Origin of the sequence: Salmonella sp. WC3 (assembly GCF_042932255.1) — a bacterium.
Classification (GTDB): Bacteria; Pseudomonadota; Gammaproteobacteria; order Enterobacterales; family Enterobacteriaceae; genus Salmonella; species Salmonella enterica.
Window position 1 is genome coordinate 1,793,269 of record NZ_CP170629.1, and the last position, 14,003, is coordinate 1,807,271.

A 14,003-nucleotide genomic window follows, 5' to 3' on the forward strand; every position below is an offset into this window, starting at 1 on the left:
AGACTATGACTCATAATGGCACTTGTCCAGTGTGGTCGATTAATTTGTCTTTGCTACCTTCCGGGATAATTTATGCGCCGCATCACAAAAACTGCTACACTCCGCCCCTTCATGACATTGTGGTTTTTGTCATTCCAAATTTGAGCATCTCCCTGAAAACTACACCGGCAACGGTCGGGGCGGTCCGGAGTAGTTATGTCTTTTGATTCCCTGGGATTAAACCCTGATATCCTGCGCGCCATTGCCGAGCAGGGTTACCGTGAACCTACCCCTATTCAGCAACAGGCGATTCCCGCCGTGCTGGAAGGCCGCGATCTGATGGCCAGCGCCCAGACCGGAACCGGTAAAACGGCGGGTTTTACCCTGCCATTGTTGCAGCATCTGATTACCCATCAGCCGCACGCTAAAGGTCGTCGCCCGGTGCGCGCATTGATCCTCACGCCAACCCGCGAGCTGGCGGCGCAAATTGGCGAAAACGTCAGAGATTACAGTAAATATCTCAACATTCGCTCGCTGGTGGTATTTGGCGGCGTAAGCATCAATCCGCAGATGATGAAACTGCGCGGCGGCGTGGATGTGCTGGTGGCGACGCCGGGACGTCTGCTCGACCTGGAACATCAAAATGCCGTAAAGCTGGATCAGATTGAGATTCTGGTACTGGATGAAGCCGACCGTATGCTGGATATGGGCTTCATTCACGACATTCGTCGCGTGCTGGCGAAACTGCCGGCGAAGCGTCAGAATCTGCTGTTCTCCGCCACGTTCTCCGACGACATCAAAGCGCTTGCCGAAAAGCTGTTACGCAACCCGCTGGAAATCGAAGTGGCGCGCCGCAACACGGCCTCAGAGCAGGTGACGCAGCACGTGCACTTTGTCGATAAAAAACGCAAACGTGAACTGTTGTCGCAGATGATTGGCCAGGGCAACTGGCAGCAGGTGTTGGTCTTCACCCGCACCAAGCATGGCGCGAACCATCTGGCGGAACAGCTTAATAAAGACGGTATTCGCAGCGCGGCGATCCACGGTAATAAATCGCAGGGCGCACGTACCCGCGCGCTGGCCGATTTTAAATCCGGCGATATTCGCGTGCTGGTGGCGACGGATATTGCGGCGCGTGGTCTGGATATTGAAGAGCTGCCGCACGTGGTCAACTATGAGCTGCCGAACGTGCCGGAAGATTATGTACACCGTATTGGCCGTACCGGTCGCGCGGCGGCAACTGGCGAGGCGCTGTCGCTGGTCTGTGTTGACGAACATAAATTGTTGCGTGATATCGAAAAGTTGCTGAAAAAAGAGATCCCACGCATTACGACGCCGGGCTATGAGCCGGATCCGTCGATTAAAGCGGAGCCGATTCAGAATGGCCGTCAGCAGCGCGGCGGCGGCGGTCGTGGACGCGGACAAAATCAGGGGGGAGCGGGGCGCAGTCAGCAGCCGCGACGTCAGGATAGTGGGGCAGCGAAGGCGAAACCAAAACCGCGCACAGGCGAGGGGAAACCCGCGGGCGACAAAGCACGTCCGCCGCGTCGCCCGCGCAGAATCACGCCTGCCCAGTAAATTTTATCCGGCAACATGCCCGGTAGCGCGACGCTTACCGGGCCTACGGACTATGCAAATACGTAGGCCGGATAAGGTGCTTGCACCGTCATCCGGCAAAATACACATCGCGTTGCGAGCCGCCTTCCAGAACCGGCAAAAAAGGTACTTCCCGCCCCTGAAATGTGCCACAATAGTGGCTGTTTATACAGTACTTCAGGTTTTCTCATGGCATTGACCGCTGCGCTGAAAGCGCAAATCGCCGCCTGGTATAAGGCGCTTCAGGAACAGATTCCCGACTTTATTCCCCGTGCGCCGCAGCGGCAGATGATTGCTGACGTCGCCAGAACGCTGGCCGGGGAAGAAGGGAGACATCTGGCTATTGAAGCGCCGACCGGCGTCGGGAAAACCCTCTCCTATCTTATTCCCGGTATCGCCATTGCCCGGGAAGAGCAAAAAACACTGGTGGTCAGTACCGCTAACGTGGCGTTACAGGATCAGATCTTTAGCAAAGATTTGCCGCTGCTACGAAAAATCATCCCCGATCTGCGCTTTACCGCCGCCTTTGGCCGCGGGCGTTACGTGTGTCCGCGAAACCTGGCGGCGCTCGCCAGTAGCGAGCCTACGCAGCAGGATCTGCTCGCCTTTCTTGATGACGAACTGACGCCTAACAACCAGGAAGAGCAAAAGCGTTGCGCCAGGCTGAAAGGGGATCTTGACGGTTACAAATGGGATGGTCTGCGGGATCATACCGACATTGCTATTGACGACGATCTGTGGCGGCGATTAAGTACCGATAAAGCCAGTTGTCTGAACCGCAACTGTCACTATTACCGCGAATGTCCATTCTTTGTCGCCCGACGTGAAATACAGGAAGCGGAAGTCGTGGTGGCGAATCACGCGCTGGTAATGGCGGCGATGGAAAGTGAAGCCGTACTGCCGGAACCAAAGCATCTGCTGTTGGTACTGGATGAAGGTCATCATCTGCCCGATGTCGCTCGCGATGCGCTGGAGATGAGCGCGGAAATTACCGCCTCTTGGTATCGCTTGCAACTGGATCTGTTCAGCAAACTGGTGGCGACCTGCATGGAGCAATTTCGCCCTAAAACCACGCCGCCGTTAGCGAACCCTGAGCGACTTAACGCCCATTGCGAGGAGGTATACGAACTGATCGCCTCGCTCAATGCCATTCTTAATCTGTATATGCCCGCAGCGCAGGAGGCGGAGCACCGTTTTGCAATGGGCGAGTTGCCTGATGAGGTCATGGAAATCTGCCAGCGACTGGCGAAGCTGACCGAGACGCTGCGTGGGCTGGCGGAATCCTTTCTCAACGATCTCAGCGAAAAAACCGGGTCGCACGATATTGTGCGTTTGCATCGGGTGATTTTACAGATGAACCGGGCGCTGGGAATGTTCGAGGCGCAAAGTAAATTATGGCGGCTGGCTTCGATGGCGCAGTCTTCAGGCGCGCCGGTGTCCAAATGGGCGACGCGTGAAATACGCGAAGGGCAACTCCACGTCTGGTTCCATTGTGTCGGTATCCGCGTCAGCGATCAGCTGGAAAGATTGTTATGGCGCAGCGTACCGCACATTATTGTCACCTCGGCGACACTGCGCTCGCTCAATAGCTTTTCGCGCCTGCAGGAAATGAGCGGCTTAAAAGAAAAAGCCGGCGACCGCTTTGTGGCGCTGGATTCGCCGTTTAATCATGTGGAACAGGGGAAACTGGTGATTCCTCAAATGCGCTACGAACCCACCATTGATAACGAAGAGCAGCATATTGCCGAAATGGCAGCCTATTTTCGTGAGCAACTGGAGAGCAAAAAACATCATGGTATGCTGGTACTGTTCGCCAGCGGGCGGGCGATGCAGCGTTTTCTGGAGCATGTCGCTGATGTGCGCTTACTCCTCCTGGTCCAGGGTGACCAGCCGCGTTACCGGCTGGTAGAGCTGCACCGTAAACGGGTGGAGAGCGGCGAACGTAGCGTGCTGGTTGGGCTTCAGTCTTTTGCCGAAGGGCTGGATCTTAAAGGCGAGCTGCTGACGCAAGTCCATATCCATAAAATTGCCTTTCCGCCGATCGACAGCCCGGTCGTGATCACCGAAGGCGAATGGCTAAAAAGCCTGAATCGTTATCCGTTTGAGGTACAAAGTTTACCAAGCGCGTCTTTTAATTTAATTCAGCAGGTAGGGCGATTGATCCGTAGCCATGCCTGTCGGGGAGAAGTGGTCATTTATGATAAGCGGTTGTTGACCAAAAACTACGGACAGCGTTTACTGAATGCCTTACCTGTTTTTCCGATAGAGCAGCCTGCCGTGCCAGACGTTATAGTAAAACCAAAAGCAAAACCTGCACGCCGCCGACGGCGTTAATGCTGTGAGCACACTTCAAGGAGCTTTCAATGGATTATCGCAAGATCATCAAAGAGATCGGGCGAGGTAAAAATCACGCCCGCGATCTGGATCTGGATACCGCGCGCGGTTTGTATACCCGAATGCTGAATGGCGACATCCCCGACCTGGAAATGGGCAGTATATTGATGGCGCTGCGTATTAAAGGCGAAGGCGAAGCCGAAATGCTGGGCTTTTATGAAGCCATGCAGAATCATACCATCAAACTGACACCGCCCGCAGATAGGCCGTTGCCGGTCGTTATTCCCAGCTATAACGGCGCGCGTAAACAGGCGAATTTAACGCCGCTGCTGGCTATCCTGCTGCATAAATTGGGCTTCCCAGTCGTAGTACACGGCGTCAGTGAAGATCCGACCCGTGTACTGACGGAAACTATATTTGAGCTGATGGGGATTATCCCCACCCTACACGGTGGACAAGCGCAGGCCAAACTGGACGGGCGCCAGCCGGTGTTTATCCCGGTGAGCGCGCTCTGCCCGCCGCTGGAAAAACAGCTGGCGATGCGCTGGCGGATGGGCGTGCGTAACAGCGCGCATTCACTGACCAAGCTGGCGACGCCATTTGCTGAGGATGCCGCGCTGCGTTTATCAAGCGTTTCTCATCCTGAATATGTTCCGCGTGTGGCGACCTTTTTTAGCCGCATTGGCGGGCGGGCTTTGCTGATGCATGGTACCGAAGGCGAAGTCTATGCCAACCCGCAACGCTGTCCGCAAATTAGCCTGATTGATAGCCGCGGCGTGCAGGTACTGCATGAGCGCCAGAGCGACACGTACGACGAGCCGCTTTCACTGCCTGCGACTAAAGATCCTGAAATCACCGCGCGCTGGATTGAGCGCTGCCTTGCCGGCCACGAGCCGGTGCCGCAATCATTAAAAACGCAAATGGCCTGTTGTCTGGTTGCGACGGGAGAGGCGGCGACGTTAGAAGACGGGCTTGCGCGCGTCGAACAGGCTTTTAGCGAATAAAAAAAGCCCGTCCAGTGGCGGACGGGCAAATAAGGGTAACAAACAGGGTTAATGAGGGTTGGAGCAGTGGGTCTGTTGGCAAACAGACGAGGGTAATACCCGTCAGAATTCAAACAACAGCGATGTTACAGCCTGAAATCTGGCGGGCAGGTAAATTATTTATAAATCACCGCAGTGCCGCTCATTTTGTCATTACCTACGGCGGAGGTGATGTTATAAGCGCTTGCGCCAGCAGCGGCGGCTTTTTCTGCCAGTTTAGCTTCCAGGCCATCCAGCGTGGTGGCGCCATCGGCAGACACTACGCCGATTTTATGCAGGTTTTGCGTCTGAGACGCGCTAACCGGTTCTGCGGCAAAAGCGCCAAAAGAAAGGGTGGAAAGCGCGATGGCTGCAACAGCATATTTAATGGTTTTCATGATTAATCTCTCGCAGGTTATTCTGTTTATGGGACGATGTTCCGTCGATGTGATGAGTATCACGGTTTTTTGCGAAAGATAAAATCGAATAGAATTGACTGCCTTGCTCAAAATTTTTGAATGACAAATAACCTATTGATTATTAATTAATTCAACGGTTGAATTTACCTTTCTTGTCATCTGGCTTTACAGAGTCGAGGTTAACGGCACATTCTGCGACGCAGAACGCTAAAAAGCATGAGCGTAAAGGAATGGATAATACTGGCGGTTTCGGTAAAGAAAAGTCAGCGTAACTGGCTGTCTTTTGAACCTCTACGATTATATCCTGAAAATGTTGCGTTATGTAAATCTTTCTCCTGTTGGCAGGCTATGCATAACCGAACGCCCGGCACGGCTTTACGCCGCGCTTCAGGGATAGGATCGCCGCAAGATTCGCATTCATCGCGACTTTCGCCGTGGGGAAGTTCGCCGCGAGCGCGGGCAACGGCATCTTCAATGGTATTGTTGATTTGTTCATTCACTGCGTCGTCATTTGCCCAGCCGGATGCCATCACGCTCTCCTGATTTTAGGGTACCTGAGGTTAAGTGTAGCGCCGTCAGGCGAAAAAATCGCATCGCGCGGCCTTTTCAGACCATGAGCAGAGCCAATGTCATTCAGAGAGCCGATCAAACGAGCGAGGCAGGGAATTCGCGGTGGTATATTTACCCCGTGGCGTTATACGGGTATCTTACGCCGCTGCTAAAAGGAGAATGCCATGTCCGCCCAGAAACCGGGGTTACACCCGCGCAACCGCCATCAACACCGTTATGATCTCGCCGCACTGTGTCAGACCACGCCGGAATTGACGTCCTTTCTTATCCGCACGCCCGCCGGTGAACAGAGCGTTGATTTTGCTAATCCGCAAGCGGTAAAAGCGCTCAATAAGGCATTGCTGGCGCATTTTTATGCCGTCACACACTGGGACATTCCGCCAGGGTTTTTATGTCCGCCGGTGCCTGGTCGTGCGGATTATATCCATCATCTGGCGGATCTGCTTGGCGAAACGACAGGGAGTATTCCGGCGCAGGCAACTATTCTGGACGTGGGCGTGGGCGCCAATTGTATTTATCCGCTTATCGGCGTCCATGAATATGGCTGGCGATTTACCGGTAGTGAAGTCAGCGACGCAGCGATGTCCAGCGCGCAGGCTATCATTCAGGCTAATACGGGGTTAAGCCGCGCCATTCGTCTGCGTCGGCAAAAAGATCCGGCGGCCATTTTTACCGGTATCATTCATAAAAATGAATTTTATGACGCAACGCTTTGTAACCCGCCTTTTCACGACTCCGCCGCCGCAGCCCGCGCGGGCTGCGAGCGTAAGCGCCGCAATTTGGGGCAGAATAAAGATGATGCGCTGAACTTTGGCGGTCAACAGCAGGAGCTATGGTGCGAAGGCGGCGAAGTCGCCTTTATTAAAAAAATGATTGCTGAAAGCCAATCCTTCCGCCGTCAGGTGTTGTGGTTTACGACGTTGGTGTCGCGCGGCGAGAATTTACCGCCGCTTTACCGGGCGTTGACGGAGGCTGGCGCGGTGAAAGTGGTGAAAAAAGAGATGGCCCAAGGGCAAAAGCAAAGCCGCTTTATTGCCTGGACCTTTATGGATGACGACCAGCGTCGCCGTTTTATCACCCGTAAACGCTAAATCGTCGGTTCGCGCGGCGGCAGCGAATCAGGCGACGGGCCGCCGACGGGGGCGGGCAGAACCTGATACGTTTGCACCGGCGCGCGCACATTCGCCAGATCAAAATGCTTTTTCACCTGGCTATCAAGGGCAAAACGCACCGTCCACTGCTTGAGCGGTAGCGTGGTGAACGACACGCGTAAAGTAAACGCCGTGTTCGTTAAACCGACAATACCGGCGAACGTGGGTTCGCCGATAATCAGCCCGCGAATATCCTCCGTCTCCATCAGCGCCGTTACCGCGTCTTTCAGCGCCTGATTCGCTTTATCCGCATCCTCATGGCGATCCACGTCATAGTTGGCGACAACAGAGCCGATACCGCGCACAAAGTTGGCGAAAGTGGTGATCGAGGACCACGGGATAATATGGTATGCCCCGGTATCTTGCCGCACGCCGACGGAACGAATCGACATTCTTTCGACCGTCCCCGTCAGCGGGCCTATGGTGACTAAGTCGCCGGTATTCATCCCGTTTTCAAACTGAATAAAGACGCCGGTGATAATATCTTTCACCAGGGTTTGCGAACCGAAAGAGATAGCCAGACCTAACGCGCCCGCGCCAGCCAGCAATGGCGCGATATTGACGCCGATTTCCGATAACACGATCATGATGGTTATGGTACTGATAATCACTGCCAGCGCATTGCGGAACAGCGTCAGCAGCGTGCGCGTGCGGGCGCTGGGTAGCGGGCGGCCATGAATATCGGAGGCCAGACGATTCTCAATCAGACTGGCGAGGATCGTCCATCCCACGGCGGAGAAGAATAAGATTAACGCGATACGGATAAGGATATCGACCATCTTTTCCCCCGCGCCATAATGTAGCCAGTGCCAGAAATCGAATAGCCCCCAGGCGTTGAGCAACAGCATAACGGCGACGCAGACGGTCAAAAAGCGTGCGACTTTTAGCGCTGAGGAGAGCCAGCCGTTAAGCCGCTTTTGTAATTCCGGGTAGTTGCGCTGCGTATGGGGCGACAGGGTGATGGTTTTCGCTATCCAGCGGGTAAACATACCGGAGATAAACGCCGCGATGCCAATAATCGCCAGACTGCGCACGGTCGCGCCCATCATAAACTTCAGGCTATTGCCTGGGTCGAATAACGAGAAGAAAAACAGCACGATAAAGTAAGCGCTGGCCAGCCAGTGCCACACCAGCGCAAAGGCGCGGATAAACAGGCTAAAAAAGGCTAATGATCGTTCCGCCAGACTTAATAAATGTTGCGTAATCTCCGCTTTGTTTTTAAAGATCAGGTACAGCGCCCAGATGGTGATGCAGAGCATGATCGCCACATTAGCCATCGCGCCAACCTGAACATTCACCTGGTTGGAAATAATCGGAACGGCAACAATCAGCCCGTAGCCAATCAAGCTGCTAAGGGAACTCATACGGCGATTCCAGTAACGCGCTGTCGCATCCTGAATCGCGAATGGGCGTAACTCCGGTACATTAGGGCAAAAAATAAGCCGCAGAATCGCTTTAAAGAACTCTATTAGCGCGAAGGCATTCAGGAACAGGCTTTGCTGAAAAGCGATAGTTCGACTTCCCGCATGGAAATTATCACTGAGCATCTGACCGATAAATAAGGTGAGCGCCAGTAGCAGGAGGTCGATAATAAACGCGCCGACGATCATCGCCGGGAGCTGTAACCAGTTGCTGCGTTCACGGTTTTTCTTGCGTGCCCACAGGCCCATTTTTCGATATAACGGCAGGGCGCAAAGCCGTATCACGCTATAAAAACCAAATACCGCGACGGCCAGAAATAAAAAGTGGGTTAACGCGTTGGTGAAGGTTTGCGAGTTAAACGGCTTGTGCGGCGCATCGGTGATGTTGCGATAAAGCTGGGCGAAACGGGTAGCGAAAGCATCGCCGTACTGACGGGTAACGGTGGTGACGTTCTCCAGTACCGTTTTCTCATCTTTGGCCGCAGGCGGCGCAAGCGCTGGCGCTGGCTCGGTCGGCGGCGTGGTTGAGGCTTCGCGGAGTTGCGCTATCAATTCGTTACGTGAAGCCTCGTTCTCCAGTACGTCAGCCAGGGCCGCATAGGCCGCTTTTTTTTGTTCAGGACTAGGCTCTGGCGCTGCTTGCTGGCTGGTTGATGTCCCCGTGGTCACGCCGGGTATGGCGACCGCATGGGCAGGTGCGCCCAGTAGACAAAAAAGGATGAACAGGGTCCACCGCATAACTCCTCCAGTGAGAAAAGAGACGCAAAACACTAAGTATAGATGGCGCAGGGGAGGGAAAATGAAATGGGACTATTCCATGATGCCCTTCCTGCCGCAGGGCTGGAAGGGCGATATCTCAGGAGACGTGCTGTAAAAATTCCTGTAAACGTGGGCTTGGCGGGTTTTCGATCAACGCCTGCGGACTGCCATCTTCGGCAATACGGCCTTTATCGATAAAAATCAGCCGTGAGGCGACTTTTTCGGCAAAGCCGATTTCGTGAGTGACAATGACCATGGTCATGCCTTCTTCCGCCAGATCCTGCATGACTTTCAGCACTTCATGGCGCAGTTCAGGGTCCAGAGCGGAGGTTGGCTCGTCAAAGAGCATCATTTTCGGCTTCACTGCCAGCGCTCGGGCAATGGCGACGCGCTGTTGTTGACCTCCGGAAAGCTCGGAGGGGTAGTGGTGCGCCCGTTCCGCCAGTCCAACTTTCGCTAACAGAGCTTTCGCCTGTTTTTCCGCTTCTTCTTTCTTTACGCCGCGCACGCGCAGAGGACCGAACATCACGTTTTCGAGCGCGGTCAGATGCGGGAACAGATAAAACTGTTGAAACACCATGCCGGCTTCCTGGCGAATCAGCCGTTCGTCTACTTTAGGATCGTTGACTTTCAGACCATCGACAATCAGATCGCCGGAGGTGATCTCTTCCAGTTTATTGATACAGCGTAATAACGTGGATTTACCCGAACCGGAAGGGCCGATAATCACAACCACTTCGCCCTGACGGATGTTTAAATCAATGTTATGTAGCACCTGGGTGGGGCCAAAGTGCTTGGAGACGTTTTTAAATTCAATCACAGGATTTTCATCCTTCTTTCAAGACGACGCAAAATAAAGCTCAGCACCAGCGTAATGATCAAATAGAAGACGGCCACGGCGCTCCAGATTTCCAGGGCGCGAAAGTTACCGGCAATAATTTCCTGGCCCTGACGGGTCAGCTCGGCTACGCCGATAACAATAAACAACGAGGTGTCTTTGATGCTAATGATCCACTGGTTGCCCAGCGGCGGCAGCATACGGCGCAGAGCAAGCGGTAAAATAACATGGCGGATGGTTTCCCGGCGAGAAAGGCCCAGCGCCAGACCCGCTTCGCGAAAACCTTTGTGAATGGATAATACTGCGCCACGAGTAATTTCCGCGATATAAGCGCCGGAGTTAATCATAATTGTCACGACCGCTGCGCTGAATGGATCAATACGCAAATCATTAAATGCCATCGGCAGGGCAAAGTAGATAAACATGACCTGGACAACGATGGGCGTGCCGCGAATAATTTCAATGAAAACCAGGGCGATGTGGTTGGCGAACCAGCCGCCAAACGTACGGGCAAAACCTGCCGCCAGTCCAATAACCAGGCCGCCAGCCAGACCGAGGACCGAGATCCACAGAGTCATTTTAGCGCCCTCAAGCAAAAGCGGAATGGCGGGCCAGATGGCGCTCCAGTCAAACTGCATATGTCGTTCCTGTTACCGTGGTGTAAATAGTCAAATGCTCTATCCGGCGCGGAAATGGCGTGAAAGTGTCTTATCCGTCACGGAAAAGAGCTGTAGGCCCGGTGAGCGTCCTCACTACCGGGCCACAAGCCAACATCAGGTCGTTTTATTTAGGTTCTGTACCGAACCATTTTTTGTAGATTTCGTTATAGGTGCCATTCTCACGCAGCGTTTTCAGCGCGCCGTTGACTTTCTCGCGCAGTTCATCGCTGCCTTTCGGGAAGGCAACTCCGTATTGCTGTGCTTCCAGCGATTCGCCTACCGCCTTGAACTGGCCGTTGCCTGCGGTTTTGATAAAGTACAGGATGTTCGGCGTATCGTGCAGAACAGCGTCTGCGCGGTTGGTGCCTAATTCCATGTACGCGTTATCAATGTTCGGGAACTGACGCAGGTCTTTGGTTTTGATATTCGCTTTCGCGTAATCCACCGACCCGGTTCCGCTCTTCACGGCAACGACTTTGCCATCGAGGTCTTTAACGCTTTTAATGTCGTTATTGTTGGCTTTCACCATCACGAGCAGACCGCTTTTGTAATAGCCATCGGAAAAGTCGATCGCTTTTTTACGTTCGTCCGTAATCGTAATACCCGCCAGCGCCAGATCGATATTTTTGGTTTGTAATGCCGGAATAATGCCGCTGAAATCCATCGGTTTCAGGGTGTAGTCCAGCTTCAATTCTTTCGCGATAGCGTCCCACAGATCAACATCAAAACCGACGTATTTGTCGCCCTGTTTAAATTCAAACGGAACGAACGCCGTATCGGTTGCCACAACGAGTTTCTTATCCGCGGCGTGCGAAGACACCGCAAAAGCCAGGGTAAGTGCAGCCAGTGAAACTTTTAATAGAGACTTCATAGCATTTCCTTTTCTATCCACGGGGCGATCCCCTGCGAGAACATGTAGCGTAATGAAAAAATCATGCCAATTATGTAACTCATTGTTTTAACAGAAGCGTCAATCATTCCTGTGCACAATAAGTCGGGCAAAACCAGTATGCCGCACCGTTTTGGGGCACTGATTTAGTGCATGAATAACAAAGTAGAGATACAGGGTCTATTTAGCGTAAAAATTGTTGTTAAAACAATCTTTAATTAACGATTGTGTGATGTAATTATTACAAATAATTCACTTTTATCGGAGGGGAGTACAAGACGTGTGCACTATTTAAGTGCAAAACCCCTGTGCCAGGCAGGGGTATAGGGATGACTTATATACCTGTGTACATCAAGTTGCAGGTGCGTTCGCTTCAGTGACAGACGGAAGTCAGGCTTCTGCGGATTCGCTGCGTTTGTACCTTCCTGCAACTCGAAGTATTCAGGGTAGAGATAGATTTATTCGATGTTGGATTCGATAAACCACAGGAATTTATCGAGGTCGCGTGATGCGGCGGTAAAGATATCGGCAGTGTCTTCATCTTTGGCTTCACCGATAGCTTTGCGAACATCATTAGCGACAACAGCGTAGCGATCGGCCAGTTCTTTTAAGTGATCCTGCACGTTATGGATGTCGAGCGGATAGCTTTTCAGTGGAGTTTTGCTGTTGATAACTTGCGTGGTGCCTAACGCCACACCGCCAAGCTGTACGGCGCGCTCGGCCATAGTATCCAGATGATCGGTCAGTGCGGTACGGAAGCCATCCAGCATCTCATGAACGGCAATAAAGTTAGCACCGCGCATGTTCCAGTGGGCCTGTTTCGTGATCAGCGACAGGTCAATGAACTGGATCACCTGACGATTAAGCAACTCAACCGTCGCTTTTTTATCGCTCTCTGATACATCGTTACGGGTATAAAGCAGATTAGACGCTTTTGTTTTTACCAGTTTAGCGGTACTCATAATCTCATATCCTCTTGATGTTTGTGTCCCAGGTAATTAACGAAAATAAGTATAGCACCGGTTTTTAACTTTGCTTTTTTGAATTTACCTATCACTTTAATAGTACAGACAAGATTTAATATTTATTTTGATTATAAATCAATTGGTTAGGCAGGTTTGTTGTTTGGTGGGTAATAATTCTCATTTTAATGTAAAAAATGAGAAAAAATATGACAAAAAATGACGAAGTAATAGCGCGATAATAAAAGGTGAATAACGAGGTGATATTCTGCATGATTATGCACATCATGCAGAATAAGAAACTATTTTACGTCAACTTGTTTAATTTGCGGTTCGCGGCGAATCGTTAGGGTAGAACCCATTGAGGCGGCAATGATGGCGCACAGGGCCAGGATCTGTATGCCCGTAAGCGTTTCGCCCAGAAAAATCATCCCGGAAACGGCGGCCAGCGCGGGTTCCATGCTCATCAGCGTACCGAAGGTGCGGGTTGGCAGGCGCGTCAGCGCAATCATTTCCAGTGAATAAGGCAGTGCCGTAGAAAGCACAGCGACCGCTAACCCTAAGGGAAGAATCGACCAGTGCCATAGCGCGTCGCCAGCCTGAACTGCGCCAATCGGCACGAAAATGACGGCGGCAATCAGCGAGCCTACCGCCACCGTGGCCGGACCATGTTCCGCGCCTGCTCGCTGGCCGGTAAGAATATAGACAGCCCAACAGGCGCCAGCGCCGAGCGCCAACGCGGCCCCGGTAAGATCGACGTGAGACATATCTTGTCCTAATGGCAGCAGGAACCAGAGTCCAAGCACAGCCAGTACGACCCAAATAAAATCTACCGGCCGCCGGGATGAAAACAGCGCGACCGCCAGAGGACCGGTAAATTCCAGCGCGACCGCAATACCCAACGGCACCGTTTGAATCGACAGATAAAATAGATAGTTCATCCCGCCCAGCGACAGACCATAAAACAGTAAAGGCAGCCGCTGCTCTTTGGCAAAACGCAAACGCCAGGGTTTGAAAAAGGCGATAAGGATAAGCGTTCCCAACGCCAGACGAAGCGCCGTTACACCCGGCGCGCCGACAAGAGGAAATAACGATTTTGCCAGTGAAGCGCCACTCTGAATAGAGGACATGGCAATGAGCAAAACCAAAATGGGCAACCAGACTGGTAGTTTACGTGTTGACCCCGGCATCCTTTCTCCTGTCAAAAAATGTCAGTACGAGTAAAGGTGGCAGTGTAATGGAAATTCCCCGCGGCGGTTGAGGATTTGTTGAAAAAAAATTTCCAGGATTCCATAAAATGAACTTAAATTGATGGATAAATAGACTGTTAGTTTAGGAATAATCTGGATGAATGTATCGCGCCGCACGCGCATTATTGGTGCAATAAGCCGGAAAAGTGATGTT

At 52.5% G+C, this 14,003-nt stretch carries 12 protein-coding genes; 4 read left to right on the forward strand and 8 right to left on the reverse strand.

Going from position 1 to position 14,003, the window contains the following annotated elements; genetic code table 11:
- Positions 1-195 precede the first annotated feature (195 nt).
- The 3 genes from rhlE to ybiB all read left to right on the forward strand — a co-directional run bounded on the left by rhlE (position 196) and on the right by ybiB (position 4,913).
- The gene (gene rhlE, locus ACFK9X_RS08480) at positions 196-1,557 is read left to right on the forward strand and encodes an ATP-dependent RNA helicase RhlE (RefSeq protein WP_000007065.1); all 1,362 of its coding nucleotides are present in this window, start codon (positions 196-198) and stop codon (positions 1,555-1,557) included.
- Between the two features lie 207 nt (positions 1,558-1,764).
- Positions 1,765-3,909, forward strand: a complete 2,145-nt coding sequence (gene dinG / locus ACFK9X_RS08485; RefSeq protein ID WP_001218675.1) for an ATP-dependent DNA helicase DinG — start codon at positions 1,765-1,767, stop codon at positions 3,907-3,909.
- Between the two features lie 29 nt (positions 3,910-3,938).
- A complete protein-coding gene (ybiB, locus tag ACFK9X_RS08490; RefSeq protein WP_151116145.1) occupies positions 3,939-4,913 on the forward strand; it encodes a DNA-binding protein YbiB in 975 nt (324 codons plus the stop codon).
- 155 nt (positions 4,914-5,068) lie between these two features.
- Here ybiB and ybiJ read toward each other — a convergent pair whose 3' ends face one another.
- Together ybiJ and ACFK9X_RS08500 are read right to left on the reverse strand one after the other, a co-directional pair.
- The gene (gene ybiJ / locus ACFK9X_RS08495) at positions 5,069-5,329 is read right to left on the reverse strand and encodes a DUF1471 family protein YbiJ (RefSeq protein ID WP_000849089.1); all 261 of its coding nucleotides are present in this window, start codon (positions 5,327-5,329) and stop codon (positions 5,069-5,071) included.
- Positions 5,330-5,613: 284 nt separating this feature from the next.
- Positions 5,614-5,880, reverse strand: a complete 267-nt coding sequence (locus tag ACFK9X_RS08500) for a DksA/TraR family C4-type zinc finger protein (RefSeq protein ID WP_000146330.1) — start codon at positions 5,878-5,880, stop codon at positions 5,614-5,616.
- 204 nt (positions 5,881-6,084) lie between these two features.
- On the opposite strand from ACFK9X_RS08500, the gene rlmF reads away from it, so the two are divergent.
- On the forward strand, positions 6,085-7,011 hold the full coding sequence (gene rlmF, locus ACFK9X_RS08505; RefSeq protein ID WP_108614510.1) for a 23S rRNA (adenine(1618)-N(6))-methyltransferase RlmF: 927 nt from the start codon (positions 6,085-6,087) through the stop codon (positions 7,009-7,011).
- Here rlmF and ybiO read toward each other — a convergent pair.
- The 6 genes from ybiO to rhtA all read right to left on the reverse strand — a co-directional run bounded on the left by ybiO (position 7,008) and on the right by rhtA (position 13,789).
- Positions 7,008-9,230, reverse strand: a complete 2,223-nt coding sequence (gene ybiO / locus ACFK9X_RS08510) for a mechanosensitive channel protein (protein ID WP_001267704.1) — start codon at positions 9,228-9,230, stop codon at positions 7,008-7,010. The two genes, rlmF and ybiO, sit on opposite strands and share 4 nt — an antisense overlap.
- Positions 9,231-9,348: 118 nt before the next feature.
- A complete protein-coding gene (gene glnQ, locus ACFK9X_RS08515) occupies positions 9,349-10,071 on the reverse strand; it encodes a glutamine ABC transporter ATP-binding protein GlnQ (protein WP_000569093.1) in 723 nt (240 codons plus the stop codon).
- A complete protein-coding gene (gene glnP / locus ACFK9X_RS08520) occupies positions 10,068-10,727 on the reverse strand; it encodes a glutamine ABC transporter permease GlnP (RefSeq protein ID WP_001159076.1) in 660 nt (219 codons plus the stop codon). Before glnP ends, glnQ begins: the two co-directional genes overlap by 4 nt.
- A gap of 145 nt (positions 10,728-10,872) precedes the next feature.
- Positions 10,873-11,619, reverse strand: coding sequence for a glutamine ABC transporter substrate-binding protein GlnH (glnH, locus tag ACFK9X_RS08525; RefSeq protein WP_000838671.1), 747 nt, complete (start codon positions 11,617-11,619; stop codon positions 10,873-10,875).
- Positions 11,620-12,095: 476 nt separating this feature from the next.
- A complete protein-coding gene (gene dps / locus ACFK9X_RS08530; protein ID WP_000100805.1) occupies positions 12,096-12,599 on the reverse strand; it encodes a DNA starvation/stationary phase protection protein Dps in 504 nt (167 codons plus the stop codon).
- A 302-nt stretch (positions 12,600-12,901) separates the two neighbouring features.
- A complete protein-coding gene (gene rhtA / locus ACFK9X_RS08535; RefSeq protein WP_151116147.1) occupies positions 12,902-13,789 on the reverse strand; it encodes a threonine/homoserine exporter RhtA in 888 nt (295 codons plus the stop codon).
- Positions 13,790-14,003 lie beyond the last annotated feature (214 nt).

What these genes read in the sequence shown, in the direction of transcription:
- ybiB (WP_151116145.1), top strand. Translation starts at nt 3,939, where the DNA reads ATGGATTATCGCAAGATCATCAAAGAGATCGGGCGAGGTAAAAATCAC.
- glnP (WP_001159076.1), bottom strand. Translation starts at nt 10,727, where the DNA reads ATGCAGTTTGACTGGAGCGCCATCTGGCCCGCCATTCCGCTTTTGCTT.
- rhlE (WP_000007065.1), top strand. Translation starts at nt 196, where the DNA reads ATGTCTTTTGATTCCCTGGGATTAAACCCTGATATCCTGCGCGCCATT.
- dps (WP_000100805.1), bottom strand. Translation starts at nt 12,599, where the DNA reads ATGAGTACCGCTAAACTGGTAAAAACAAAAGCGTCTAATCTGCTTTAT.
- rhtA (WP_151116147.1), bottom strand. Translation starts at nt 13,789, where the DNA reads ATGCCGGGGTCAACACGTAAACTACCAGTCTGGTTGCCCATTTTGGTT.
- ACFK9X_RS08500 (WP_000146330.1), bottom strand. Translation starts at nt 5,880, where the DNA reads ATGGCATCCGGCTGGGCAAATGACGACGCAGTGAATGAACAAATCAAC.
- ybiJ (WP_000849089.1), bottom strand. Translation starts at nt 5,329, where the DNA reads ATGAAAACCATTAAATATGCTGTTGCAGCCATCGCGCTTTCCACCCTT.
- rlmF (WP_108614510.1), top strand. Translation starts at nt 6,085, where the DNA reads ATGTCCGCCCAGAAACCGGGGTTACACCCGCGCAACCGCCATCAACAC.
- ybiO (WP_001267704.1), bottom strand. Translation starts at nt 9,230, where the DNA reads ATGCGGTGGACCCTGTTCATCCTTTTTTGTCTACTGGGCGCACCTGCC.
- dinG (WP_001218675.1), top strand. Translation starts at nt 1,765, where the DNA reads ATGGCATTGACCGCTGCGCTGAAAGCGCAAATCGCCGCCTGGTATAAG.
- glnH (WP_000838671.1), bottom strand. Translation starts at nt 11,619, where the DNA reads ATGAAGTCTCTATTAAAAGTTTCACTGGCTGCACTTACCCTGGCTTTT.